At 65.6% G+C, this 25,285-nt stretch carries 19 protein-coding genes; 12 read left to right on the top strand and 7 right to left on the bottom strand.

Annotated features, from left to right (window positions below; translation table 11 throughout):
- Window positions 1-33: 33 nt before the first annotated feature.
- Window positions 34-876 carry an AraC family transcriptional regulator gene (locus FA702_RS19940; RefSeq protein WP_255504919.1) on the bottom strand — a complete coding sequence of 281 codons (843 nt, stop codon included), beginning with the start codon at window positions 874-876 and terminating at the stop codon, window positions 34-36.
- Window positions 877-1,163: 287 nt separating this feature from the next.
- On the opposite strand from FA702_RS19940, the gene FA702_RS19935 reads away from it, so the two are divergent.
- From FA702_RS19935 to FA702_RS19925, 3 genes are all read left to right on the top strand, one after another.
- Complete coding sequence (locus FA702_RS19935; protein ID WP_136957836.1) at window positions 1,164-3,722, top strand: TonB-dependent receptor; 2,559 nt, start codon at window positions 1,164-1,166, stop codon at window positions 3,720-3,722.
- 121 nt (window positions 3,723-3,843) lie between these two features.
- The gene (locus FA702_RS19930; RefSeq protein WP_136957835.1) at window positions 3,844-4,869 is read left to right on the top strand and encodes an aromatic ring-hydroxylating dioxygenase subunit alpha; all 1,026 of its coding nucleotides are present in this window, start codon (window positions 3,844-3,846) and stop codon (window positions 4,867-4,869) included.
- A 77-nt stretch (window positions 4,870-4,946) separates the two neighbouring features.
- Window positions 4,947-5,708, top strand: coding sequence for a UTRA domain-containing protein (locus FA702_RS19925; RefSeq protein ID WP_370385526.1), 762 nt, complete (start codon window positions 4,947-4,949; stop codon window positions 5,706-5,708).
- Here FA702_RS19925 and phnX read toward each other — a convergent pair.
- From phnX to FA702_RS19910, 3 genes are read right to left on the bottom strand one after another with little or no spacing between them, the layout of a single operon-like run.
- Entirely contained in the window at window positions 5,705-6,493 is a 789-nt protein-coding gene (gene phnX / locus FA702_RS19920) for a phosphonoacetaldehyde hydrolase (protein ID WP_370385525.1), read from the bottom strand. The genes FA702_RS19925 and phnX overlap by 4 nt on opposite strands.
- Window positions 6,490-7,608, bottom strand: coding sequence for a TIGR03364 family FAD-dependent oxidoreductase (locus tag FA702_RS19915; protein ID WP_255504849.1), 1,119 nt, complete (start codon window positions 7,606-7,608; stop codon window positions 6,490-6,492). The genes phnX and FA702_RS19915 overlap by 4 nt, the downstream gene beginning before the upstream one ends.
- Window positions 7,601-8,845 (bottom strand): DUF5690 family protein, encoded by a 1,245-nt coding sequence (locus tag FA702_RS19910; protein ID WP_136957833.1) that lies wholly within the window; start codon window positions 8,843-8,845, stop codon window positions 7,601-7,603. Before FA702_RS19910 ends, FA702_RS19915 begins: the two co-directional genes overlap by 8 nt.
- Before the next feature lie 248 nt (window positions 8,846-9,093).
- Here FA702_RS19910 and FA702_RS19905 point away from each other — a divergent pair, with 248 nt between their 5' ends.
- From FA702_RS19905 to FA702_RS19880, 6 genes are all read left to right on the top strand, one after another.
- Window positions 9,094-9,498: a hypothetical protein gene (locus FA702_RS19905; RefSeq protein ID WP_136957832.1), complete on the top strand. Its 405-nt coding sequence runs from the start codon at window positions 9,094-9,096 to the stop codon at window positions 9,496-9,498.
- Window positions 9,499-9,635: 137 nt separating this feature from the next.
- Window positions 9,636-11,783 (top strand): TonB-dependent siderophore receptor, encoded by a 2,148-nt coding sequence (locus FA702_RS19900; RefSeq protein ID WP_136957831.1) that lies wholly within the window; start codon window positions 9,636-9,638, stop codon window positions 11,781-11,783.
- Between the two features lie 41 nt (window positions 11,784-11,824).
- Window positions 11,825-12,481 carry an energy transducer TonB gene (locus tag FA702_RS19895; protein ID WP_255504918.1) on the top strand — a complete coding sequence of 219 codons (657 nt, stop codon included), beginning with the start codon at window positions 11,825-11,827 and terminating at the stop codon, window positions 12,479-12,481.
- 146 nt (window positions 12,482-12,627) lie between these two features.
- Window positions 12,628-14,982 (top strand): enoyl-CoA hydratase-related protein, encoded by a 2,355-nt coding sequence (locus FA702_RS19890; protein WP_136957829.1) that lies wholly within the window; start codon window positions 12,628-12,630, stop codon window positions 14,980-14,982.
- Window positions 14,979-16,154: a CaiB/BaiF CoA-transferase family protein gene (locus FA702_RS19885; protein WP_255504848.1), complete on the top strand. Its 1,176-nt coding sequence runs from the start codon at window positions 14,979-14,981 to the stop codon at window positions 16,152-16,154. The genes FA702_RS19890 and FA702_RS19885 overlap by 4 nt, the downstream gene beginning before the upstream one ends.
- Window positions 16,155-16,164: 10 nt before the next feature.
- Entirely contained in the window at window positions 16,165-16,785 is a 621-nt protein-coding gene (locus tag FA702_RS19880; protein WP_136957828.1) for a TetR family transcriptional regulator, read from the top strand.
- A gap of 14 nt (window positions 16,786-16,799) precedes the next feature.
- Here the strand turns inward: FA702_RS19880 and FA702_RS23355 are convergent, their stop codons facing one another.
- Window positions 16,800-16,928 carry a hypothetical protein gene (locus FA702_RS23355; protein WP_255504847.1) on the bottom strand — a complete coding sequence of 43 codons (129 nt, stop codon included), beginning with the start codon at window positions 16,926-16,928 and terminating at the stop codon, window positions 16,800-16,802.
- 4 nt (window positions 16,929-16,932) lie between these two features.
- Window positions 16,933-18,675 carry an amidohydrolase family protein gene (locus FA702_RS19875; RefSeq protein WP_136957827.1) on the bottom strand — a complete coding sequence of 581 codons (1,743 nt, stop codon included), beginning with the start codon at window positions 18,673-18,675 and terminating at the stop codon, window positions 16,933-16,935.
- Window positions 18,676-18,813: 138 nt separating this feature from the next.
- Between FA702_RS19875 and FA702_RS22900 the strand changes: the two genes are divergently transcribed.
- The gene (locus FA702_RS22900; RefSeq protein WP_168196156.1) at window positions 18,814-19,359 is read left to right on the top strand and encodes a TetR/AcrR family transcriptional regulator; all 546 of its coding nucleotides are present in this window, start codon (window positions 18,814-18,816) and stop codon (window positions 19,357-19,359) included.
- Here the strand turns inward: FA702_RS22900 and FA702_RS19865 are convergent, their stop codons facing one another.
- Window positions 19,360-21,513 carry a molybdopterin-dependent oxidoreductase gene (locus FA702_RS19865; protein WP_168196155.1) on the bottom strand — a complete coding sequence of 718 codons (2,154 nt, stop codon included), beginning with the start codon at window positions 21,511-21,513 and terminating at the stop codon, window positions 19,360-19,362.
- Between the two features lie 188 nt (window positions 21,514-21,701).
- Between FA702_RS19865 and FA702_RS19860 the strand changes: the two genes are divergently transcribed.
- Together FA702_RS19860 and FA702_RS19855 are read left to right on the top strand one after the other, a co-directional pair.
- A complete protein-coding gene (locus tag FA702_RS19860; RefSeq protein ID WP_136957824.1) occupies window positions 21,702-24,023 on the top strand; it encodes a TonB-dependent receptor in 2,322 nt (773 codons plus the stop codon).
- Window positions 24,023-25,276, top strand: coding sequence for a cytochrome P450 (locus FA702_RS19855; RefSeq protein ID WP_136957823.1), 1,254 nt, complete (start codon window positions 24,023-24,025; stop codon window positions 25,274-25,276). The genes FA702_RS19860 and FA702_RS19855 overlap by 1 nt, the downstream gene beginning before the upstream one ends.
- Window positions 25,277-25,285: the final 9 nt, after the last annotated feature.

Raw genomic sequence — 25,285 nt, 5'->3', positions numbered from 1 at the left:
GGGTGGCGTTCGATATCCAGGAGCGGACGAACCCTAAACCCTGGATTTGCGATAATCCCGAGGGGTGAGGCCAAGGTGCAGGCGGAAGTGGCGGGTCAGCGTTGAGGAATCGGCGAACCCCACGGCGTGGGCGATCTCGGATATCGAAACCTTGGCGAGCCGTCTGTCGGCGAGCATCTGTTCGGCGCGGTGCAGCCTGAGCGCGAGAAGCTGCTGGCCGAATGACGTGTTTTGGGTGGCGAACAGCTGGTGAAGATAGCGCAGGGAAATGCGGCTGGCGGCGGCCACATCGCGGGCGGTGAGCGAATTTTCCGTGAAGCGCTCGCTCATGACCTGACGGATGGAGCGCAGGAGCGCGGTCTTGTGCCGGCCGGTTACCATGTCCGATCGTGGGCCGAGTGCCAGCGAAAGGAGATTGGCCAGTTGGTCGGCAACCATGCCGTCCTCGACGGCGTTGTAGCGGATCTCGCGCGCGCCGACCGCGAGCAGGCCGTGCGACAGGGCGGTCGTCCAGTGATTTTCACACGTGCTGCTGGCGATCAGCGGTTTGCCGGGATCGGGGATGATGCGCTTCGCCCAAGGCACCGGCATTTGCATCACGATGCACGAACACCGTTCGGAGGTGGTGAAATCGTAGCTCTCCCGCTCATCGATCAGGCACCAATCGCCTGCCGAAAGTTCTATCCTTTCACCAAAACGGTGCAGGACCATGCCGCCTTCCTGGACAAGGTTGAGGTGGAAGCGGTTTTCGCTGCCGTCCGCACGGTGCGAAATGGCCTGGAAATCGGCGTCGATCAGCGCGATCCGCGCGGGGCCGAGCGAGCGGATGGAAATGCTGGCGTTGAAATCAAGTTTGCGCCGCACGTCGATGCGCATGTTCGAAAGATGCGCGGCGACCTGCCCTGTCCAGAAGTTGCAGCGCTGTCCGATGGGCGCATCGGCCGTTTTGACGTGCAGTAATTCCTCCACCGGGTATTCTCGCTTTTCCCGATTTCTCCCGGGAAAGGGGATAACACGAAGGTCCCATCGGTCGAAAGCGGGCACGAGTGCACGTTTCACCCGGTATTTTGTGCACAGCAGGCCCTGTTTGTTGCTGACCGTCTCGACCTAATCTCCCCTCATAAGCCGGCGCCCCCGAAGCGCGTCTGGCAGGGGAGGAACAGATGCGATTCAGGTCAGCAGTCAGTATCGTCGCCATGGCCGTGCCGGGCCTTGTCCATGCCCAGGAAGCCGGCGGGCGATCCGCTGGCGGAAACGATGCCGGCGGCATTCAGGAGATCGTGGTGACCGCGCAAAAGCGCGCGGAAAGCGTGCAGGACGTGCCGATCGCGATTTCCGCGTTCGGCGGAGAGGCGTTGCGCGAACGGGCCGTGGGCGATGTGGCGCAGCTTTCCAATGCGGCGCCCAACGTCACGCTGGATGCCGGAACGCCGTTCTCCGGTTCCTCGTCCGTGCTGTCGGCGTTCATCCGGGGCATCGGCGCCAACGATTTCGCGATGAATATCGATCCGGGTGTCGGCATCTATCTAGACGGTGTCTATCTCGCGCGGACGGTCGGCGCGAACCTCGATCTTCCGGACGTCGAACGGATCGAAGTGCTCAAGGGGCCGCAAGGCACGCTGTTCGGCCGAAACACCATTGGCGGCGCGATCAGCGTGGTTACGCGCACGCCGGGCGACAAGCCCGCGTTTCAGGGCGATGTCACCACCGGGCGCTACAACCGGATCGACGTGCGCGGTTACGCCGATCTGCCGTTGAGCGACAGGCTGAAGAGTTCGGTGACGTTCTCCGTCAAGAACCGCGATGGATACCAGAAGCGCATCCCCTACCCTTCGGCGACGCCATACGTCACCGACCGGGCGGGATCGCTTCCGCAGAGCGGATACAGAACGTCCGACCGAGAGGGTGGCCAGCACGAATGGACGATCCGTGCCAAGCTGCTGTGGGAAGCCAGCGACCGCTTCAAGGTGACACTGGGCGGCGACTACATGAAGATCGACCAGTCCTCGATGGCCAATTCGGTGCTGGCCGTGACATCGGGCGTGCCCGGCCCGTTCGCCGGCCTTGCCGCGAACAACATCCCCGGCACCGCGCTGGACGTGGCGACCGGCACCTCGGGCTTCCTGTTTGCCGGCCTTTACAATTTCTGCATCGGCGCCACTTCCGCCGAGATTGCCGCGCGCAACGCCGGCGCCTTGTGCGGGGTGCGGGGAACGCCGCTCAACCCGGGCGCGAACCTGCCGGCGCTCGCCAGCGTGAACGTCGACGGCAATCCGAACAACAACCGGTTGCCGTATGACAACCGCTGGGTCTCGACCGACAAGGATACCAGCTACGCCACGGGCAACAGCTTCTCCAACATGAAGGTCTATGGCTTCACCGGCGTGATGGACTACGACCTGTCCGACACGATCGCTCTCAAGTCCATCACCGGCTACCGCAACATCAAGTGGGCGTCGGGCCTCGATCTCGACAATTCCCCGATGGCGATCCTGGAGCCTTCGTTCTCGCTGACGCAGAACCAGTTCAGCCAGGAAGTGCAGGTGATCGGCAGCGCGCTCGACAAGAGGCTGAACTTCGTGCTGGGCGGCTACTACTTCCGCGAGGAAGGCAAGATGCGGGACTTCGTCACGTTTTCAGAAGGCCTGCTCCAGATCATCGGGCCGAACGATCTCAAGACGAAGAATTATGCGGTGTTCGGCCAGGTCGACTGGCGGCTCAACGATCTTGTCGGCATCACGCTCGGCGGGCGCTACACCCACGAAGACAAGGACTTCATCGGGCGCCAGTCGGATGCCAACGGGTTCAACTACAAGCTGTTCAATTGCCCTGTCTATGGCGATCCCTGCCAGAGCGCGCTGGGCTTCCCGGTGCAGGGCGAGCCGCTGCGCTATTACGTGGGCGGCACCCAGAAGAAGAAGTTCAACAACTTCGCGCCCAAGATCGGCATCCAGCTGCATCCCACCGATGACGTGATGGTCTATGGATCGTGGTCGCGCGGGTACAAGACCGGCGGCTGGACCACGCGCCTTTCCAACCCGCTGCCCTATGCGCCCGATTTCAACGAGGAAAAGGCGGAGAGCTTTGAAATCGGCGTGAAGTCCACGTTGCTGGACCGCCGGCTGCAACTGAACCTCGCGGCCTTCACCACGAAGTACGATGGCATCCAGCTCAATTTCCAGCAGGGCGTCAGTCCGACCGTCCAGAACGCCGGCACCGCGCGGATCAAGGGCTTTGAAGCGGAAGCGACGATCGCGCCGGCACACGGCCTGACGATCAACGCGTCGGTCGGTTACACCGATGCCTATTACACCAGCCTTCTGCCGCAGGCGATCGTCACGCCGAACCCGTTCCAGGCGGGAACCGTGGTGAACGGCGATCTCCCCAAGACGCCCAAGTGGAAGTTCAACGTGACGCCGCGTTACAAGCTGGACCTTGGCAACGGCGGTGCCGTCGTGCTGCTGGCCGACTACACCCGCACCTCGTCGCTGTGGAACGATACCGAGCGCACTTATCTGCTGCGCCGGCCGGGGCTCGATATCGTCAACGCCAGCGTGACCTATCAATCGCCCTCGGGGGTGTGGGACCTCGCCGTCGGCGGCACCAACATCACCAACACGCGCTACATCGTGACCGGGCAGGCGCAGATTTCCGGCGGGCAGATCTACGGCACCTGGAGCCGCCCGGCGGAATGGTACGCGAAAGTGGGCGTGAAGTTCTGAGGTCTTGCGGTTCGGCCGCGCGGGGTCGGTGCGAGACTTTGCGCGGCCGGGTCCGGGAACCGGCCTGCAAGGTTCCCGGACCGCACTGTGTTATGGCCGCTCGATAGGATGGGAATGGAAGATGCTGATCCGCAATTGCTGGTATGTCGCCGGATGGAGCCACCAGTTCGAGGCGGGTAAGCCCACGCAGCGCATGCTGCTGGGCGAACCCGTCGTCATCTGGCGCACGCAAGAGGGCGCGGTGGTGGCGATGGAGGATCGCTGCGTCCACCGCCTCGCCCCGCTTTCGTTGGGCCGCGTCGAAGGGAACGCGATCCGCTGCCTGTATCACGGCTTGCTGTTCGACGCGGACGGGCGCTGTCGTGAAATTCCGGGGCAGGATGCCATTCCGGCCTCGGCCTGCGTCCGGACCTACCCGGCGGTCGAGCGGAACAACTGGATATGGGTGTGGATGGGCGATCCCGACCGCGCCGATCCATCGCGGATCGCCCCGTCCAAAGCGCTGGATGATCCCGCGTGGGTGCTCAAGACCGGTGAACTGCACTATCGGGCGCACTATTCGCTGATCAACGACAACCTGCTCGATCTCACCCACCTGGCCTATGTCCATGCCGCCAGCTTCGGCGCGGACGAGGCATGGTCGCGCAACCGCCCCAGGGTCGAACCGATCGCGGAAGGGGTGCGTTCGTCGCGCTGGATCGTCGGCACTCCGCCAACGCCGCCCCTGGGAAAGGCGGCGGAACACGAACGGGTGGATATCTGGACATCCTACGATTTCGTGCTGCCCGGCGTGTTCCTGCTGTACAGCGCGCTGTTCCCCACCGGCAGCGCGGAAGCGTTCGGGTACGAAGCACCCCCGGCGCAAGCGCCTTCGCTGTTCGCCAATTTCACCAGCCAGGCGGTGACTCCCACCAGCGAAAGCACGACGAGCTATTACTTTTCCTGGGGGCCGGCGGCCGAGCATGGCGACGAAGCCATGGCGCAGGCGATGATCGACGTGGCAATCATGGCGTTCAACGAGGACAAGACGATGATCGAGGCGCAGCAGCGCATCATCGATACCGACCCCGGCCGCCGCGTCATGCCAACGTCGGCCGACAAGGCGATCACGCTGTTCACAAGGCTGATGCAATCGCAGGACGGGTGAGACGGGACGGCGCCATTTCTGACCATGCCGCATTCCGCGTTGACCGGGCGATGCCGGTGCTGCCATGGCTGTAGCCAATGCGCCCCAAGACGGACCTCATGGACATCACCCGCGCGCCGGATGCTTCGGATGGGCCGCAGTATATCGCGCTGCGCGACCAGATTGCGCTGAACATCGAGATGGGGCGGCTGAAGCCGGGCACCCGTCTGCCGTCCGAGCGCCAGTTCCAGACGGGCACCGGCACCGCGCGCGGCACGATCCGCGAGGCGCTGTTCCTGCTGGAAGCCGAGGGTCTGATCTACCGGCGCGACCGCAGCGGCTGGTACGTCTCTCCTCCCGCCGTCACCTATGACCCGACACGCTGGGCGGGGTTCATGACCTATGTTCGCGAACAGGGGCGGAAACCTGGCACCGAGACGCTGCACAAGCACAGCGTGCCCGCGTCCTCCGGGTTGGCCGACATCTTCCGCGTGGCGCCGGGCGCGCCGCTGCACGTGATCGACCGCCGCCGCACGATCGACGGGCGCCCGGTGCTGGTCGAGCGCATCACCGTGGACCCGGCGTTGGCGCCGGACCTGCTGGCGCATTCGCTGGACGGGTCGCTGACGCATATCCTCACTACGGTCTATGGCGTCACCGTCACCCGCAACCGCGTGGACATGCGCCCGTGCGCGCTGGTGCGCGACGCGGCGGACGGGCTGGGCGTAAAATCGGGAACGCCCGGCCTGCTCGTCGTCCGCACCAGCTTCGACGCGCAGGGCCGCGTGGTGGAATACGACCAGGAATACTGGCGGCACGATGCGATCCGGGTCCATGTGGACCTGACCGTGCGTCCTTAGCCGAAGCGCAGTTGCGCCAGCGCCGCCGGCAGGTCGGCCACGGTATCGATCACCACGTGCGCTCCCGCCGCTTCCAGCGCGGCGCGTGCCCGGGCGATCCGCTCCGCGCGGTCCGCGGGATCGAGCGCGGCCAGTTCCGCCGCCGAAAGGCCGACACCGTTGCCGCTGGCGGCCACGCCCACGGTCCAGGTTCCGGCGGCCAGCCCTTCGGCAATGCCCACTTCGGCATCGTCCACCTTGACGCAGGCGCTGGCCGGCCAGACCCCGAGTTCGACGAGATTGCGCCACAGCATCAGCGGAGAAGGGCGGCCTTCTGCCGTCTCGCCCGCGCAGACCAGCATGTCGGGGGCGTAGCCCTGTTCGGCGGCGCGGGGCAGGATGTCGGCCATCATCTCGCGCGTGTAGCCGGTGCAGGAGCCGATCTTCACACCCGCCGCGCGCAAGGCGCCCGCGACATCGGCCGCGCCGGGGATGAGGTCGGCGCATTCGGCCGCCGCCGTGCGCATCATCGGGCCGACGGCAGCGAACAGTTCCTCGACCGCGGCCTCGCCGGGGGCCTGGCCGTGGCGATCGATCCAGGCCTGGCGCACGCGCGGCGCGGCGAGGATCGAGGCGATGTGATCGCTCTTGGCCTTGCCCATGTCGGCGCGGGCTTCCGCCTCGCTCACCGGCACGCCGGCTTCCTCGAACACCTTGCACAGCGCCACCACCGGCGCGCGGCAGCCGAAATCGATCATCGTGCCCGCCCAGTCGAACACCACCGCTTTAAGGCCCGGAACCATCATGCTTTCCCCTGACTGTCGAAAAGATCGCCGACCACGTCCTCGGCCAGCGCGAAGGCGGTGGAGGCGCCGGTGCCGCTGGTGACCACGGTCAGCCGCACGCCCTCGGCCGGCGCGCGCACGATCGAATGGCCGGCGGCGGAGGCATAGGTCCCCGTCCAGCGTTCGAGAACGGCGGGCGGCGCGCCCAGCACCGCCGCGTACTGGCGCAGCATCGCCGCATCGATCGCGTCCACGGAAAAGGGGTCGGGCGTGGGCGCGTAGTCATGGCTGTCCCCCACGACGAGGCTGCCATCGGCGCTCTGCACCGCGATCAGGTGGATGCCCCAGCCCAGCGCTTTCGCTTCCTCGCTCTCCAGCCGGGCGCGCAAGGCCTGCGCTTCGGGCAGCGCGGCATAGCCGAGATAGCGCACCATGCTGAGATCGCTCATCACCGGCGAGGGCAGGCGCCATTCGGGCGCGGCAAGGCGCAGCATCTGCAGCTTGCAGCGGCGAATGCCTTCCTCGGCATAGATCGCAGGAAAGAGCGTCGCCCAGTCGTCACCCGGGCACACGAACACCGCTTCGGCGTCCAGCACGGTCCCGTCGGCGCAGGTCACCCGGCCACTTTCGATATGGGCGACCGCGACGCCATAGCGGAACGCTACGCCGTGCGCCGCCGCCAGCCAGGCCGCGAGCCGGGGGATCGCCTCGCGCGATTCCACGCGCAAGTCGATCGTGCTGTGCAGGGCGCCGGCGGGGGCGCTTGCCTGCGGGCACAGTTCGCCGACTTCCACTGCCGTCAGTCGCCGGCAGCCTTCGGCCATTTCGGTTTCCATGAACGCATCGAGCACGCGGCCCGCCTCGGCCCGCTGCGCCACCACGAGCAGGCCCTCCTGCTCCACGCGGATGCCCGCCGGCCCGGCCACCTCGCGCCAGATCGCGGCGCTGCGCCGGGCAAGGTCCCACACCCGGCCGCGTTCCTGCCCGGTCACCGTGACGAACCCGAAATTGCGGATCGACGCGCCATTGGCCCGCGCATCGCGGTCGACCACCAGCACGCGCCGTCCGCGCCGCGCGGCCGCCAGCGCGTGCGCGAGGCCGACGATCCCCGCACCCACCACGATCACATCATGCATAGCTCGCCTCATGCCTCCTGCGTGCCCGTTGCACGAAGGTCATGGCCGAACAGCATGTCAGAACCGCGACCGCCAGCGACGCGGCATAGGCGCAATCGGTGGTGAAGCGCAGCCAGTCCATGTGCGGGGCGGCCAGGTTGCGCCACACCAGCAGCGCCACGCTGCCGACGTAGCCCGAGGCGTCCGCCACGTAGATCAGGAAGCCGGCATTGCCGGCACGGCCCAGCGCCGCGATCATCCGGTCGAACAGCATGGCGTTGAACGGCGTATAGGCAAGATAGACGCCGGCCCCGGTCACGATCATCCAGGCCAGCGGTCCGATCAGCCCCACCCGGAACGCCAGCGTGCCCAGCCCCAGCGCCGCCGCACCCAGCAGGATCAGGCCGTGCATGGCGATCAGCGCCCGCAGGTTGTCGCGCACCAGCATCAGCGCGCCCAGCCCGACGAGCGCGATCACCGCCACCGGCAGTTCGCTTTGCGAGAAGATCGCCGCCGATCCCGAATAGCCGAGCGCATTCCACAGTTCCGCGGCGAAATTGTCGCGGAAATCGCGGAACGCGGTAAGCAGGATATAGCCGCTGACCAGCAGCGCCATTGTCACGCCGTGATCGCGCATGAACGCCGCGCGGTCGGCCTTGCTCATCGGCACGCGGGCGGTGCGCTCGGCCTCGTCCTCGGGCGAAGGGGGCGGCAGCCGTTCCAGCATCCACAACGCTATGACCAGTACGGGCACGAACAGCACGCCCGTCGCCGCCGGCATCCAGCGCTCGGTGACGCCGTGCTGCATCAGCAGCGTCGCCACCGACTTGACCATGCCGGAGGACAGGATGAAGCTGGCGCAGAGCATCGCCCCCAGCAGTTCGGACACGCGGCGCCCTTCGACGTAGCTGAACACCAGCCCCCAGATCATGCCCAATGGCAGTCCGTTGAGGAACAGGCAGGGCAGGCCCCACACCGGGGGCAGCAGCGCGAATCCCACCAGCGCCAGCCAGGACGCGCCGATCAGCGCGGCAATCGCGCGGGCGCGGCCGGTGCGGCCGAATTCGGCGATGACCTTGATGCCGATCAGCTTGGACACGGCATAGCCCAGGACCTGCGCGATCAGCAGAGCCGACTTGTAGTCCAGCCCCAGCGGATGCGACCCGACATCGCCGAACGTCGCCGCCGCGATCGGCTTGCGGAAGGCATACATCGCGAAATAGGCGCTGAACGCGGCCAGCCCGCCCAGCAGCAGCATGGGCCAGTCCGTGGAACCGTGGCCGGATGCACTCTGGCCGGACGTTTCATGGGAGGGGGATGGATTCGCGGGGATCATGCATCTGGTATGGACCAGATGTGAGGCAGTAAGGTGACACCTCGCCGTCAGCGATGGCCGCGCGTTTTCGTGCCGATATTGGAGGTCCACGGGTGTCGGGGAGCGCTTGGGGATGGGTTTTTGATATGCATTAATGACAGGGTGGCGTCGCAAGGTTATGCGCGCCGTCGATGACCTTCGTGCGTTCCTTCCTGATGCGGCACCGCGCCTTCGCCATTGCGCTGGTCGCGGCAGCGCTGTGCCTGAAGGCACTGGTGCCGGCGGGGTACATGCTTGGGCAAAGCGCAACCGTGCTGACCATTCTGGTGTGCGAAGACGGAACGGGCAGCCATGCCGCGAAGGATGTGGTCGTTCCGCTGAAGCGTGGCGGGCCCGTTCCGTCCTCGCAGCAGCACAAGGGCGAATGCCCGTTTTCCTCGCTATCCATGGCGTCGATGGCCGCGCCGGGGCCGGTGCTTCTGGCACTGGCGCTGGCCTTCATCCTGGCGCTGGGCTTCGCGCCGGTCCGACAGCCTGCACGCAGGCGCGCGGATCGCATTCGGCCACCCTTGCGCGGTCCGCCCGCGCGCGCCTGATTTCCTCCGCGTTCGTCCCATAGGCTGCCGGCGTCTGCCGCCGTCAGCGAAAATTTTGCGCGCCGCTCTTCGGAGCGTGTGACCGCGCGCTTTGCGGGATGCCGGCCTCTATCGGGCCGCCCCCTGAAAGGAATATCATGTCGTTCTACGTTCGCCCGCTGCGGGCCTTTCTTGGCGCCACGTCGGCGCTCCTGCCCCTTGCCGTCCACGCGCAGGAGGCCAGCCAGCTTCCCCAGGTCGATGTCGAGGCGGGCACCCCGGCCGACGCCGTCGCCTCAGCACCAGTTACCGGCCGGACCTTGTCCGAGGCGGACATTCGCCGTCTCCAGCTTTCCACCAGCGACACGGCCGCGCTGCTGCGCTGGATTCCCGGCGTCAGCGCCAACAGCGGTGGCGGCTTTTCGTCGATGCCGGTCATCCGCGGGCTGAACGAACAGCGCCTGCGGATCACGGTGGATGGCAGTCCGATCGATTTCGCCTGCCCCAACGACATGAATTCTCCGCTGTCCTACACCGATCCCCAGTCGATCCACGCGATCAGGGTCGTGCCCGGCGTCGCGCCGGTCAGCATGGGTGGGGACAACATCGGCGGGATCATCGCCGTGGAAAGCGCCGCGCCGCGCTTCGCCACCGGCGGCGGAACGCTGCTGACCGGCACGATGTCGGCATTTTACCGCTCGAACGGCGATGGCTTCGGCGGCGCGGCGCAACTGACCGTTGCGGGCGAGCGGCTGAGCGCCACCTATACCGGCTCCTACACCCAGTCGGACCGTTACAAGGGCGGAGGCGATCTGGGCCTTGTCCGCTCTACCGAATTCGCCAAGACGGATCAGGCGCTCGCGCTGGCCTATCGGAGCGACATCGGCCTGTTCCGTCTCAAGGGCGGCTACCACTTCTCGCCTTACGAGGGCTTCGCCAACCAGGCGATGGACATGGTCTCCAACACGTCATGGTTCCTCAACTTCGGATACGAGGGCGAGTTCGACTGGGGCTCGGCGAAGTTCACCGCGGACTACCGGGATACCGACCACGAGATGAACTTCCTCAAGGACAAGATGCCGGCCAACATGCCGATGAACACCGAAGTGCATACCTTCAGCACCGCGCTGAGGCTGGAATTCCCTGTCTCCCGCCATGAAACGCTGCGTCTTGGCGGCGAGTATCATCACCAGTGGCTCAACGATTACTGGCCGCCGGTTGCCGGCAGCATGATGATGGGGCCGAACACCTATCTCAACGTCAATGCCGCGCATCGCAACCGGCTGGGGGCATTCGCCGAGTGGGAGCGGCACTGGAGCGATCGTCTTTCCAGCGTCGTGGGCGTTCGTCTCGATCACGTCACCATGAACACGGGCAATGTTCAGCCCTATTCCACCAGCATGATGAATATGGACGATGCGATGGCGGCCATGGCGTTCAATGCGGTGTCCCATGCGCGCAAGAACGACAACTGGAGCGCTTCCGCGCTGCTGAGCTACGCACCCGCCAGTGGCGTGGCGATCGAACTGGGCTATGCCCACAAGGCGCGCTCGCCCAACATCTACGAGCGCTACACCTGGGGCCGGGGCGCGATGTCCAGCCGGATGATCGGCTGGTACGGCGACGGCAATGGTTATTTCGGCAATCTCGACCTCCGGCCGGAACGCGCGGATACGGTAAGCGCGGCGATCGAGTTCCAGGGAGCGGCGCAGGGCTGGTCGCTGCGGATTGCGCCGTACTACACCCACGTCAACGACTACATCGACGCGGTGTTCGTCAAAAAGCTGACGGGCAGCATGATGATGGCTTCGCCATGGGTACAGTTGCAGTTCGCCAACCAGCGGGCGGAGTTCTTCGGCGTGGACGTGTCCGGCCATGCCACGCTGCGCAAGGGCGCGGGCCGCGACGTCACCACGCTGACCGCCTCGCTGGCCTACGTGCATGGCCAGAATCTAAGCGATGGCGGGTCGCTCTACCACCAGATGCCGCTCGACATCAAAGTGGGGCTGGAACACCGGCAGGGCGCTTTGGAAGCCGGCGTCGATCTTGAATGGGTCGCCGCCAAGAACCGCGTCGATGCCACGCGCAACGAACCCCGCACGGCCGCCTATGCGTTGGTCAACCTGCGCGTGGCCTACACGCTCGGACCGGTGCGGCTGAGCGTCGAGGGCGAGAACCTGTTCGACAAGGCTTACAGTCTGCCGCTGGGCGGGGTTTCGCTCGGGGATTACAAGGCCACCGGTACGTTGCGCCCGGTTCCGGGGCGCGGGCGCTCGGTCAATGTTGGCGTTGGCGTAAGCTTCTGACCATGCGTGGCGGGGGAGACAGGCCTTGGCCATTGTCACCGGTGGGCTTCGGCCCACTGGCCCCACGCGTGGTGGCGCTGGTCGCCACCACGCTGCTTCACGCGCTGGCGGTGGCGGCGCTGGTGGTCGCGTACGGAGCCCGCGAAACAGGCAAGACGGCGCAACCCGTGCGGCTGACGCTGATGACCCTTTCCGCACCGCCGCCCTCCCGCCCGGTGCGGCCGTTGCACAAGCCGGCAGACGCACCCCGACGGTCGCCGGAGCGGCAGATCGTTGCCATTCCTGGCGCACGCGCGCCGGTCGTGCCGGTTTCCGCTCCGTCGGCGTCGCCCGAAGGCGTTGCTTTGGCGCCTTTGCTTGTGCCGCACGCCGTGAATGCGGTTGTGGCCCAGCCCGAACCGCCTCCGCCGCCCATCGCCGAGCCGGCCGATATGCTGGCCGCTTACCGCACTCTGCTTTCGCGCCACATCCGGGCCGGCAGGCCACGCGGTTCCGCGTTGCGGGGCACGGTCCTGATCGCCTTCCGGATCGATCGCGGCGGCACCCTGGTGGCGAGCGACATTGCCGGGTCCAGCGGCGATCCCAATCTCGACTGGATCGGCTTGCGGATGGTGCGGCAGGCGAGTCCGATGCCCGCACCGCCCGCCGGCCTGGCAGCAGCGCAATTGGCATTCGTGGTGCCTGTCGTGTTCCATTAGGCTGGTGCCGCGCGCGCCGCATATCCTCGCAGATGGCTGGCGTCGAAAATCACGACCTGCTCCGTCGATCTAATTGACTCGAATTAAATGAGCATTTAGGCGCTCGATTAAACAAGCATTTAAAATGCACCGAGGAGAGACGCTCCATGGCCATCGATCCGCAAACCCCCATATTGGTCGGCGTCGGCCAGATCGTTCGCCATTGGGACGGTCAGGACATCGACGACGCGCCGAGTCCACTGGGGCTGCAACTCGCGGCAGCCGAGCGGGCGTTTGCCGACAGCGGTGCGGCCGAAGCGCTGCGCCAGGCGATCGATGGCGTGATCGTGGTGCGCGCCAATCATGACTCGATCGAGGGCATGCGCCATCCGTTCGGCCGCTGCGCCAATCCGCCCGCCACGCTGGCGGCGGAACTGGGGATCGGGCACGCGCGCTGCATCTATTCGGTCGTGGGTGGCGATCAGCCACAGGCGTTGGTGAACGAAGCGGCGGAAGCGATCTTCGCGGGCGATGCCAAAGCGATCCTGCTCGCTGGGTCAGAGGCGATAGCCACGATGAAGCAGGCGCTGAAGGCGCGGCTGACACTCGACTGGTCCTACAATGTCGATGGTCCGTGGGAGGACCGCGGTCTGGGGCCTTCGCTCCTGACCGACTACGAGCGCGTGAACGGGCTGGGCATGCCGACGCAGACCTATCCGGCGTTCGAGCAGGCGTTGCGCGCCCGGCTGGGACTGGATCGGCCCGGCTATGTCGCGCTCATGTCCGCGCTGTGGGAAGGCTTTTCGGCCGTCGCGGCGAAGAACCCCTATGCCCAATTCCCGCAGCGCCGTTCGCGCGATTTCCTCGCAACGCCCGGCGATGCCAATTATCCGATCGCCGAGCCCTATCTCAAATGGCACGTCGCGCAGGACGCGGTGAATCAGGGGGCGGCGGTCGTCCTGACCTCGGTCGGGGCTGCGCGGCAGGCCGGAATCGATCCGGCCAAGTGGGTCTATCTGCACGGCTATGCCACGGTGAAGGACCGGCCGGTCATGGAGCGGCCCGATCTGTCGCGGTCGCGTGCCATCGAGGCGGCGCTCGAAGGCGCGCTTGCTATGGCGGGGAAGACGGTGCCCGGCATCGAACAGTTCGATCTTTACAGTTGCTTCCCCTGCGCGGTGCTGCTCGCGGCCGAGGCGCTGGGGGTGGACTGGCGGCACACCTGTTGCACCGTCACCGGTGGGCTGCCGTTCTTCGGCGGGGCGGGGAACAATTATGCGATGCACGCCATTGCGACGATGGCCGAGCGGCTGCGCGCGTCGCCAGGGCAATTCGGCCTGGTTCTCGCCAATGGCGGCTTCCTCTCCAAGGAAGCGGCCGGCGTCTATTCAACCGAGCCGGTCGAAGGCTGGCAACCGCGCCGCGTCGATGGCGGACAGCGCGCCATCGACGACGCGCCTGCGCCGACGTTGCTTGCCGAAACGACCGATGCGGTCATCGACAGCTATACGGTGACCTGGAAGAAGGGTCAGCCTTCGCGCGGCTATGTCATCGCCTCGAACGAGAAGGGGCGCGTGCTGGCGCGGGTCCGCACGGGGCATCGCGGCACGCTGGCGAGCCTTGCCGAACAGGATGCGATCGGCTGGTCCGTGCGCATCGTGCACGAGAGGGGCGTGAACTTCGTCGAACCCGCAAGCCGGCTTGGCGAGCCGGCACCGGCGGCGGGCCGGGCGGTGGGCCTGCCGACGCGGCGTTTCGAGCATGTGCTGGTCGAGCGCCGCAGGCATGTCCTGGAAGTCACGCTCGACCGGCCAGAGGCCATGAACGCGCTTTTCAGCGCGGCGCATTTCGAGCTGCACCAGATCTGGGATGATTTCGAGCGCGACCCTGACCTGTGGGTCGCGATCGTCACGGGGGCGGACGACCGGGCCTTTTGCAGCGGCAACGACCTGAAAGTCACGGCCAAGGGCGGGGATATGGCGATCCCGCCGTCGGGCTTCGCGGGGCTGTGTTCGCGCTTCGACCGGACCAAGCCGGTCATCGCCGCGGTCAACGGGGTGGCGATGGGCGGAGGCCTTGAAATCGTCCTGGCGTGCGACCTTGCCGTTGCAACGGCCAGTGCGCGCTTCGCGCTGCCGGAAGTGAAGGTCGGCCTCTATGCGGCGGCGGGCGGCGTTCAGCGGCTGACGCGCCAGATCGGGCGCAAGGCGGCGATGGAACTCATTCTGACGGGGCGGCATTTCGGCGCGGCCGAGGCGCGCGAACTTGGCGTGATCAATGAGGTCGTTGATGGCGATGCGATGGACGCCGCGCGGGCGCTCGCCGAACGGCTGCTCGAAAATTCGCCGTCAGCAATCCGCGCCACGAAGGAGGCGCTGAATGCGCTCGAAAATCTGGAATCGCTGGAAGAGGCACTGGCGGCCAACAACCGCATCTTCGGGCGCCTGATGCGCACGCGCGATTTCCGCGAGGGCGTCAGTGCCTTTGCCGCGAAGCGCAAGCCGGAATGGAGTGGATCATGATGAGGGCAATGGACGGCAAGCCCATGCTGGAAGGGATAAAGGTGGTCGATCTGACGAGCGTCGTCTTCGGCCCCTATTGCACGCATATCCTCGCCGACCTTGGCGCCGAGGTGATCAAGGTCGAGGCGCCGGGTACGGGCGACGCATTCCGCTGGTCGGGCAAGGCCGCGGCAACCCCCGGCATGAGCCCCAGCTTCATGGCGATCAATCGCGGCAAGCAGTCGATAGCGCTCGACCTCAAGGCGCCCGACGATCTGGCCTGCATGAAGGCGTTGCTCGAAGAGGCCGACGTGTTCGTGCTCAACGTGCGCGGCAAGGCGGTCGAGCGGCTGGGGCTCGATTATAACGCGGTGCGGGCGATCAATCCCGGCATCATCTATGCGCATTGCGTGGGGTTCGGGCAGAACGGCCCCTATGCCGACCTGCAGGCCTATGACGACGTGATCCAGGCCGCGACCGGAACGTCAACCTTGTTGCCGCGCGTCGATGGCGATCCGCGGGCGCGCTATCTGCCGTCGCTGATCGCCGACAAGGTCGCGGGCCTCCACGCCGCCTATGCGGTGCTCGCGGCTGTGATCCACAAGCTCCGGACGGGCGAGGGGCAGAAGGTGGAGATCGCGATGTTCGAGGCGTTCAGCCATTTCATGCTGCTCGAACATCTGGCCGGGCTGACCTTCGATCCCCCGAATGCGCCCGTGGGCTATTTCCGCCAGATCGATCCCGACCGCCAGCCCTTCCCGACGCGCGACGGCTTCATCAGCATCGTGCCCTATACCGACGAAGCGTGGCCGCGCGTGTTCGAAGTGCTCGGACATTCGGAGTTCTTGAAGGACGAGCGGTTCGCCACCCGCAAGGCGCGGACAGTCAATCTGGCGCTGCTTTACTGCGAGATGGCCCGGTTGACCCCGGCTTTCACCACGGCCGAGCTGGTCGCGAAATGCCATGCGGCGCAAATTCCGGCGCAGCCGGTGCGCGACATCGCCGATATCATGGACGATCCGCATCTGGCGGCGACGGGCTTTTTCTCGCGGCAGGAACATCCGAGCGAAGGCGGCTATTTCGCGATGGAGCATCCCGTCCGCTTTGCAAAGCCGCTCGGATCGGCCAAGCGTCATGCCCCGCGGCTGGGGGAACAGTCCGACCGGATCCGCACCGGGCTGAAGAAGCGATGAGAGGGGCAGCATGGCCGAGGACGTGACCGACCAGCCGGCAACGGCGCAGCGTATCGTCGAGGCGGCGCGCAGCCTGATGATCGAGCGCGGGCTGCTCGAAGTGTCGATCGCCGACATTTCGGAGCGCGCCGGCACCAATGTCGCGCTCGTCAGCTACTATTTCGGCAACCGCGAAGGGCTGATGATCGCGATCATCGAGGGCGACGCACGGCGCGCCTCGGGGCATCTCGAACGTCTGCTTGCCACCGATATGCCCCCGGCGGCCAAGATCGAGAGCCATATCAAGGGATTGATCGAGGCTTACTTCGAACGGCCCTATCTCAATCGCCTGCTCCAGAAACTGCTGCGCGAAGCATCGCCCGAAGCCTCGGCGAAAGTCGGTGCGACCTTTGTGCAGCCGGTGATCGAGGCACGGCGGGCGATGATCGCCGAAGGCATCGCGTGCGGCGCGTTTCGCGCGGTCGACGCCAACCTGGTTAGCTTCGCGATCGATGGCGCCTGCGCGCACCTGTTCTCGTCGCTGCAGTCGCGGCGCACGATCCTGGGCGATGGCGCGCTCGATCACGACCTCGTCGAACGCTACGCGCGAACGGTCAGCGAACTGATCGTCGGCGGGCTGCTCGCGCGTTAATCGGCGAGCGCGGCCTACGGGTTGAAGCCGAGCGTCGCCGAAGTGCCACCGTCCACCCCGATCGACTGACCGCACACGATCGCGGTCGCGCGTCCGATGCCCGTCGATCCGCCGACGACGAGAATGACCCTGTCCCGAAGCATGCGATCAGGCGGCGCGGGCGATCTGCGGCCGGGCGGCGGCGTCACCGAGATAGACGCCGGGAGTCGTGCCGAGCGGACGGTCGCGCTCGAACGTCTGCACGCCGTTCACGAAGATCTGGCGGTATCCGCCGGCGCGTGCTTTGCGCCGCCAGTCGCCGCCGGGCTGGTCATGGACCACGTCGAACCGGTCCTGGTCGAAATAGAGTTCGGCGAGGTCATAGACGATAAGGTCCGCGGCCATGCCTTCCAGCAGCGCGCCACGATCCTTGATGCCCATCGCGCGCGCGGGCTGGTAGGAAAGGCGATAGTGCATGTCCTCGAGCGAGAGGAAAGCGTTGTCGCGCACGAGCCACAGGATCAGGTCGGTGGTCCACTGGCCTCCGCTGAAGTTCTTGGTATGCGCCCCGCCGTCCGAAGCGCCCGCAAGAACGCGGCCGTTCGACAGCAGATCGGCGACTTTCGCGGGGTCGATCGCGATGCCGGGCGTCTTCAGTTCGATCCGGAGATCGCTTTCGAGCGCGGTGTCGATAAAGGCATCGACTTCGGTCTTGCCTTCGGCGGCTGCTATCTCGCCCAAGGTCTTGCCGAGATAGCCCTTCGCGTCGTTCGAGCCTTCGCCCATTCCGATCACGGTGTAGTCGGCCAGCCCGCCGGCGGTCGCCTCGAACATGACCGGGTCGTAGCTTGCGTTGAAACGGCGACGGAATTCGGGATCGAGCAGTTTTGCGCGCTTTTCGGCGGGGTCCTTGCAGAAGGTCAGCTCGCGATAGACGTCGAGCGCGTCGAGCGAACAGCCGGGTGAGTTGAAGAGTTCGGTCTCGTTCCAGGCGCGGCAGATGACGGTGGCGGCGTACATCTCGACGCCGTCCTCCTCGTTCATCGCGTCCAGCCACGCCATGCTCTGGCGGTGGAGGTCTGGAGTATATTCGCTGACCGAGAACACGTTGTGCAGGATCGGGCGGCCCGTCTCGCGCGCCAGCCTTTCGCTGATGCTGCGGTCGCCCACCGGCCCGATCTGCGCGATGACCTGGATGATCCCTTCCTGCCGGTCCCGAAGCGCGCTTGCCATGGCGACCGCGTCGTCGGGATGCATGATGTCGGTCGGCATCGCCGATCCGTCGATGTCGACATGGTTGTTCTCGTGCCCCATGAAGCTCAGCGACAGGCCGCACGCGCCGGCATCCATCGCCTCGTGTATCAGCCCCTTGATCGCATCGATTTCGGCCGTGGTCGGGCGGCGGCGCTTGGCGTCCTCACCCATCACGTAGAACATCACCGCGTTGAGCGGGAGAAACATGGTGAGGTTGACCGCCTTGGGTGTCCGCCGCATCGCCTCGACGAGTTCCGGGAAGGTTTCCCACGACCAGGGGAGCGCGGTTTGCATCTGGATCGCGGGAACCTGCTCGGTGGTTTCCATCATGAGCATCGCGCGCTCGCGATCCTGCACATGGACGGGGGCGAAGCCGAAGCCGCAATTGCCGGTAACGACGGTGGTGATGCCGTTCTCGCCGGCGTTCGAGCAGGTCGGGTCCCAGAAGATCTGCGCGTCATAATGGGTGTGGGTGTCTATGTGACCGGGGGCGACGATCAGCCCGGTGGCGTCGATGACGCGCGCGCTGCCGGGATCGGCGATGTACCCGACCCGCGCGATTTTGCCGTCCCGGATCCCGATGTCGGATCGGAAGCGCGGAAAGCGCGTGCCGTCGATGACCGTCCCGTTCTTGATGACGAGGTCGAATCCGTACATGACAATTCTCCCGGTATGTCGTTATGCGGGATAAATGCGACAAAAAATAAATTTCGTCAAATTTTGAGAGTTTCTGCGGGTTGGATGATGGATACGGAACTGGAAACTGATGTCGCGCGCCGAACGCAGGCCCGCATATTGGACGCCGCGAATCAGGTGATCGCGAAGGTCGGGTACAAGCGGTTGCGGATGGAAGCCGTGGCCAAGGGTTCGGGGATCACGCGCCAGACGATCTACAATTACTTCCCGAACAAGCAGCAACTCGCGACAGCGGTGCTGCTGCGCGAGGGCGCGCTGGTGAACGAGCGCGCCAAGAACAACATTCCGGCCGACCTGGAAGGGGAGGCGCTGCTATCGGCCGCGGTGCTGGCGCTCGTCGATGCGGCACGCGCCATGCCGATCTTCGAAGGCCTCTTCGAGGAAGGCTCTATGGGCTATGTCAACGAGCTTGCCGAGCACTCGCAGGTCATCGAGCGGATGATGCACGACTATTGGGCGCCGGTGATCGAACGGATCGCGGCGACGGGACGGGGGCGCACCGATATTTCGGTGCAGCGGATCGAATGGTGGCTGAGCTTCGTCTATCGCGCGCTGCTTCAGCGCCCCGCCGAGGATCTCGACGATCGCGCCAGCATGGACGCGCTGGTCCGCGACTTTCTCGCGCCGGCGGTGATGGCGCGCTGATCAGGCTGCAATCGGGGTCACCTTCACCGGGATGCCGTCGATAAACGTCGTTCCCGAAACGCGCTCGACCGCCTCCGGCCCGTGCCCGAGCAACAGGTTGATGTTCGCGCCGGGCAGCGTGTTGGCATGGCGCCAGCCGCCATTGTGGCCCCATCCATGCGGATAGCAGACCGCGCCCTCGATCACGTCTTCGGTCACTTCAACCGCGACTTCGACGGCGCCATGTGCGTTCGCCACGCTGGCCCGGCCACCATCGCTGAGGCCGTATCGGACGGCGTCGGCAGGGTGGACCAGCAGCGCCGGCTCCTGTGAACGCGCCAGCCTTTCCGGATTGTGCATCCAGCTGTTCATCGACTTGAGCTTGCGCTGGCTGAAAAGCTTGAGCGCTCCGTCGCTGGTTGCCGGGGCCTGCTGGGCGGCGAAGCGCGCGAATTCGTCGGCGGCGATCGGATGCCACAGGCGGATCTTGCGATCGGCGGTGGCGACATGGTCAGCCCACTTGTCATAGGTAAGGGGCAGGTCGAGCATCGTTCCGTGCGGCATTGCCGCAAGCTTTGCGAAACTGAGGGCCGCGTCGCCGCGCCGCTTGCCGAGCGGGCCATGGCGGAGCGCAAGCTCGACCAGCGTCAGCGGGGTGATCGCCATACCCTGCCGTTCCAGCCAGCGCAGGCCCGGGGTCGGCGCGATCGAGCCGAGCCCCATGCGCGCGACGAGATCGTTGAAAATCGCCTGCTCCTCGCGCGCCTCGCCCATCGGCGGCACGGCCGCGCGGGCGTACTGGAGGAAGGGCCGCACCATGTGCGACAGCCCGATCAGCGGGATGTCGTCCTTTTCGAGGAAGGTGGCCGCGGGCAGGATGTAGTGCGCGAAGCGGTTTGTTTCGGTCACGTAGAGATCGACCGAAAACAGCAGGTCCAGCGCTTCGAGTGCCTGTTCGAGCCGTTCACCGCCCGGCGCGGACAGTACCGGGTTGCCGGCGATGACCATCATCGCGCGAACCTGGCCTGCGCCCGGCTCCAATATGTCGTCGGGCAGCGCGGCGGCGGGCATCAGGCCCGCAACGACCGGCAGGTTGCCGATCCGCGTGCGGTGTTCGCCATAACCGGAGAGTGGTTCGGCGCCTTCAGCGAGCGGAAAGGCACCGAAGGTCGACCCGCCCGGCTTGCCGAACTTGCCGCCCGCGATGTTGATCGCATCGAGCAGCAGATTGGCGAGCGTCGAAAAACGACCGCGGCACAGGCCGACCCGGCCGTACATCGCGGCGCGCGGCGCGGCCGCGAAATCGAGCGCAAGGCGTTCGATGGTGTCGCGACGGATGCCGGTGGCCGTCGCGGCCTCGTCGAGATCGACCTGGGTGACGGCCGTGCGCAGATCGTCCCAGCCGGTGCAATGCGCGGCAAGGAAGGCTTCGTCGACCGCGCCTGCGCCGATCATGACCTTGAGCATCGCTGCGTGAAGCCAAGCGTCGGCGTCCGGCTGGATCGCGATATGCTCGTACCGCTTCGCGGTTTCGGTCCGGCGCGGATCGATCACGATCACCCGGCCGCGCTCGGCAATGGCGTCCAGATCGTGGCGCATCCGGGGCGCGGTGAGCAGGCCGCCGTGCGATACCAGCGGATTGGCGCCCGTTATGATCAGGAAATCGCAGTTCGGCAGGTCCGGGATCGCGTTGCGAAAGGCGACGCCATAGAGAATCCAGCTCGCGAGGTGGCGCGAAGTGCTGTCCTGCGACCCTGCCGCGTAGAACTTGCTGCTGCCGATCCTTGCAAGGAACCATTGGCTCGACATGAACGTGTCGGTCGAAAAGGCGCCGGGATTGCCGAAATAGGTCGCGACCGCCTGCGGCCCGTGCGCATCGATGATTGCCTTCAGCCGCGTCGCAATATCGTCGAGCGCCTGATCCCACGAAACCTCCGCAAATTCGCCGGGGCCGCCGACACGTTTCAGCGGCCGCAGCACGCGGTCGGGATCGTTGGCTATGTCGATGATCGCCGCGCCCTTGACGCAGATATGCCCCTGCGTGTGCGGATTGTCGCGATCGGGTGTCAGCTTGACCGGGCGTCCGTCCTCGACCGTCACCACCGTCCCGCAGAAGGCCTCGCACAGCCGGCAGAAGCTTGTCGTCTGCGTCCGAATCGGGGCGTTGCTTGCCAATTCCCTCTCCCTCCAATGCGCCGGAAACCTGCGGAATCGGTCGTTTAAACGAGCATTTAAGATGCATATTGACAGAATAAAATACGACGAATATCTATTTTTGTCGTGTCGGGGTATGAGCGTCATCGGCTCGGACTGGCAAGCGGAAAGATGAAGCGAAAAGCTTCACGATCTGGAGGGAGACGAAGATGCGTAAGGCTGTTCTGATGGCCAGTGTCGCCATCGCCGCGATGAACGTTTCGCCGGCTTGGGCAGAAGGCGTTCCGATGCCGGCTGCGGAAGAGGGCAAGATCGCCGAGAGCGGGGAACTGGCCGATATCGTCGTGACCGCGCAACGCCGCTCCGAAAGCCTCCAGAAGGTTCCGGTCGTGGTGACCGCGGTCGAGCCCGAAGTGCTCGAGGCGCGCAACGTTTCCACCCTGCAGGACCTGCCCAAGCTGACGCCGTCGCTGACCGTCCAGAATCAGGCGAGCAACGTCACCCCCTTCATCCGCGGCGTCGGCTCGACCGTCACCGGAGCGGGGCAGGCGGCCAGCGTCGCAACCTATGTCGACGGGGTTTACATCGCCACCCTGACGAGCGCCGCATTCGACCTCGACAATGTCGAGCAGGTCCAGGTGCTCGAAGGGCCGCAGGGGGCGCTCTATGGCCGCAATGCCACCGGTGGCGCGATCGTCGTGACGACCAAGACGCCGCGGCCGGGCGACCCCATTTCGGGCCGCTTCCGTGCGGGGTATGGCAATTACAACAATCGCGAGGCGTCGGGCATCGTTTCGGGCGGGCTTGGCGAGATGTTCGCCTTCTCCGTCAACGGATCGATCCGCAAGCGCGACGGGTACATCCGGAATCTCAACGCGCCAGGAGCGGGGACGAGCAACGCCGACTTTTACGATCGCGATTCCAAGGCAATCGGCGCCGTTCTCGTCTTCAAGCCATCGGAGCAGTTCAACCTGGTGCTCCGCGCGCAGCATTTTGAATCCGACGACCGGTCGGGTCAGGGCTATCAGGCGGTCGGGCTCGACCTCAACGTTCTGGGTACGGGGCTCAACGGGTCCCAGCTTTACTATGCCGGTTTTCTGCAAAGCTTCGGCGTTTCGCCCGCCGACGCGTTCGCCGCGGCGGCGAATTTGCGCTTCAGCGGTGAACATGGCGCGACTTACGAAAACGAGGCCAACGGATCGACCCGCGGCATATTGCGGCCGGGGCCGGCGGGCTCCTTCGTTCAGCTCAATGCCGAAACCTATTCGGCGAAAGCCACGCTCGATCTCGGGTCGGTCGAAATAAGCTCGTTGACGGCATACCAGACGGCGAAGTCGCTATCGGCGACCGAAATTCTGTTCGCGGACCCGAAGAGCTATCCGGCGGGCTTTCAAGGCGGCTCCGTCGGCTTCACCGGAGATTTCCCGTCGCGTACCTGGCAACAGGAGCTGCAGATCGCTTCGGTGAGCTCGCCCGTCCAGTGGATCGCCGGAATGCTCTATCTCGATGCGGCCGGCAACGTGCTGCTCACCGGCGACCTGCCGCCGCTGTCGGCGCTGACTGCCGACAATCGCTGGCAGAACAGGTCCATTGCCGGTTACGGCCAGATCACCGTGCCGATAACCGACAAGCTGAGCATAACGGCGGGCGGGCGCTACACGGACGAAAAATATACCAACACCGACTTCCTGTCGCTTGCCGATCCCCGAAACGTCTTCGGTATCCCGAACCAGGGCCGGCAACAGCTGAAAGGATCGAAGTTCACCTATACCGGCCGCATCCAGTACGACACCGGCAGCATCCTGCTCTATGCGGGCGTCTCCACCGGGTTCAAGGGTGCGACCCTTTCGAACACCAATCTGCTCAGCCCCGGTGTGAAGCCCGAAACGATCACCTCGTTCGAAGGCGGGACGAAGATTCGCCTGTCGCCCGACGCGCGTCTCAACATCGGCGCGTTCCACTACAACTATGGCAATATCCACATTGCCTATACGGATTCGGCGAGCGGATCGAACATCCTGGTCAACGGCACCGGGGCCAAGATAACCGGCGCGCAATATGATCTGCTGTGGCGGGTCTCGCCGATGTTCACGCTGCGCTCGAACGGGCTGGTGCTCGACACCAGCTATGATCGCGACGTGGAGTCGGCGGGCGGGGCCGGGGTGCTGTTCATCAAGGGCAACCGGCTGGCGGGTGCGCCGAAGTTCGTCGTCTCGCTGGGCGCGGACGTCAAATATCCGATCGGCGACGGCGAACTGAAGCTGTCGGTCGATGCATCGCACAACGCCGGCTACTATTTCGACGCCGAGAATCTGACCGGCACGGGCGGGGCGACGGCGCGCAGCATGCAGCTGGTCGACGCCAGTCTGACCTATACCGCGCCCGGCGACCGGTGGCTGGTTTCGCTGTACGCCGCGAACATCACCGACGAGAAGTACTTCGACAGCGGCCTGCCGATCAGCGGGATCGTCCGCAACGCGCGCGCCGCGCCACCCGCGACCTATGGCGTGCGCGTGGGGTTCAACTTCTGATGGCGACGATCGCGCCGCCTATCGACGACGACGCGATCGTCGCACCCGCGACCTATGCCGATCCCGATGCCTATGACCGTCTCTTCGCGCGGCTGCGAGATGAGGACCCGGTCCACTGGACCGAACCCACGGACTATCGACCGTTCTGGAGCGTCACCCGGTCTGCGGACATTCAGGACGTGGAGCGGAACGCCGCGCAATTCCTGAACGCGCCGCGGATGATGTTGCGACCGGTCTCGGTCGAGGAACAGGTGCGCAAATTGACCGGCGGCCGCGCGCTGATGCTGCGCGACATCGTCCATATGGACGGCCGCGATCACATGGTGCACCGCAAGCTGACGCAGGCATGGTTCATGCCGGCGCGGCTGAAGGCGCTCGAAGAGGATCTGCGTGCCTTGGCACGGCATTTCGTCGGCCAGATGGTGGAGCGCGGCGGAACCTGCGAATTCGTCGATGACGTGGCGGTCTGGTATCCGCTCCGCGTCATCATGCGTATCCTGGGCGTACCGGCCGAGGACGAGGCGCGGATGCTCGTCCTGACGCGCGATATCTTCGGCTCCGACGATCCCGACATCCGAAAAGGCCCAAAGCCCGACCTGGCGGCGACGATCAAGGGCTTCTTTGACTATTTCGCCGAGCTGACCGAGGCGCGGCGCCGCGATCCGTCCGACGATATCGCTACGCTGCTTGCGACCGCGACGGTCGACGGGCAGCCGATCGGTACGCTCGAACTGATGTCCTACTACATCATCATCGCAACCGCCGGGCACGATACGACCAGTTCGACGATCGCGGGCGGGCTGCTCGCGCTGTTGCAGAACCCGCCAGAGATGGAGCGGCTGCGCGCCGATCCCGCGATCCTTGCCGCGGGCGGCGTCGACGAGATGGTGCGCTGGGTGACGCCGGTGAAGCACTTCTTCCGCACCGCGGTCGAGGATTACAACCTGCGCGGAAAGACGATCAGGGCGGGCGAGGATCTGATGATGTGCTATCCCTCGGCCAACCGCGATGCCGACGCCTTCCCCGATCCGTTCCGGTTCGACCTGTCGCGGCCGCCGAACCGGCACCTCGGGTTCGGCTATGGTCCGCACCTCTGCCTCGGTCAGCATCTTGCCAAGATGGAAATCCGCATCTTCTTCGAGGAATTGCTGGCGCGCGTCGATGCGATCGAACTCGCTGGTGATCCGGCCTGGGTCGCTTCCAATTTCGTCAGCGGGCTGAAGCGTCTGCCAATCGCCTACAAGGCGCGATAAGGTCGTGCC

Source organism: Novosphingobium sp. EMRT-2 (genome assembly GCF_005145025.1).
In the GTDB taxonomy this organism is placed as follows: domain Bacteria; phylum Pseudomonadota; class Alphaproteobacteria; order Sphingomonadales; family Sphingomonadaceae; genus Novosphingobium.
This window is presented reverse-complemented; position numbering and strand designations above follow the sequence as displayed.

Bases quoted from the DNA above. Each gene is read 5' to 3' on its own strand.
- FA702_RS23355 (WP_255504847.1), bottom strand. From the start codon at position 16,928: ATGCTTCGGGACAGGGTCATTCTCGTCGTCGGCGGATCGACGGGCATC.
- FA702_RS19885 (WP_255504848.1), top strand. From the start codon at position 14,979: ATGATGAGGGCAATGGACGGCAAGCCCATGCTGGAAGGGATAAAGGTG.
- FA702_RS19915 (WP_255504849.1), bottom strand. From the start codon at position 7,608: ATGCATGATGTGATCGTGGTGGGTGCGGGGATCGTCGGCCTCGCGCAC.
- FA702_RS19930 (WP_136957835.1), top strand. From the start codon at position 3,844: ATGCTGATCCGCAATTGCTGGTATGTCGCCGGATGGAGCCACCAGTTC.
- FA702_RS19935 (WP_136957836.1), top strand. From the start codon at position 1,164: ATGCGATTCAGGTCAGCAGTCAGTATCGTCGCCATGGCCGTGCCGGGC.
- FA702_RS19910 (WP_136957833.1), bottom strand. From the start codon at position 8,845: ATGCTGCTGCTGGGCGGGCTGGCCGCGTTCAGCGCCTATTTCGCGATG.
- FA702_RS19875 (WP_136957827.1), bottom strand. From the start codon at position 18,675: ATGTACGGATTCGACCTCGTCATCAAGAACGGGACGGTCATCGACGGC.
- phnX (WP_370385525.1), bottom strand. From the start codon at position 6,493: ATGATGGTTCCGGGCCTTAAAGCGGTGGTGTTCGACTGGGCGGGCACG.
- FA702_RS19905 (WP_136957832.1), top strand. From the start codon at position 9,094: ATGACCTTCGTGCGTTCCTTCCTGATGCGGCACCGCGCCTTCGCCATT.
- FA702_RS19940 (WP_255504919.1), bottom strand. From the start codon at position 876: ATGCGCATCGACGTGCGGCGCAAACTTGATTTCAACGCCAGCATTTCC.
- FA702_RS19855 (WP_136957823.1), top strand. From the start codon at position 24,023: ATGGCGACGATCGCGCCGCCTATCGACGACGACGCGATCGTCGCACCC.
- FA702_RS19925 (WP_370385526.1), top strand. From the start codon at position 4,947: ATGCGCCCCAAGACGGACCTCATGGACATCACCCGCGCGCCGGATGCT.
- FA702_RS19890 (WP_136957829.1), top strand. From the start codon at position 12,628: ATGGCCATCGATCCGCAAACCCCCATATTGGTCGGCGTCGGCCAGATC.
- FA702_RS19860 (WP_136957824.1), top strand. From the start codon at position 21,702: ATGCGTAAGGCTGTTCTGATGGCCAGTGTCGCCATCGCCGCGATGAAC.
- FA702_RS19880 (WP_136957828.1), top strand. From the start codon at position 16,165: ATGGCCGAGGACGTGACCGACCAGCCGGCAACGGCGCAGCGTATCGTC.
- FA702_RS19900 (WP_136957831.1), top strand. From the start codon at position 9,636: ATGTCGTTCTACGTTCGCCCGCTGCGGGCCTTTCTTGGCGCCACGTCG.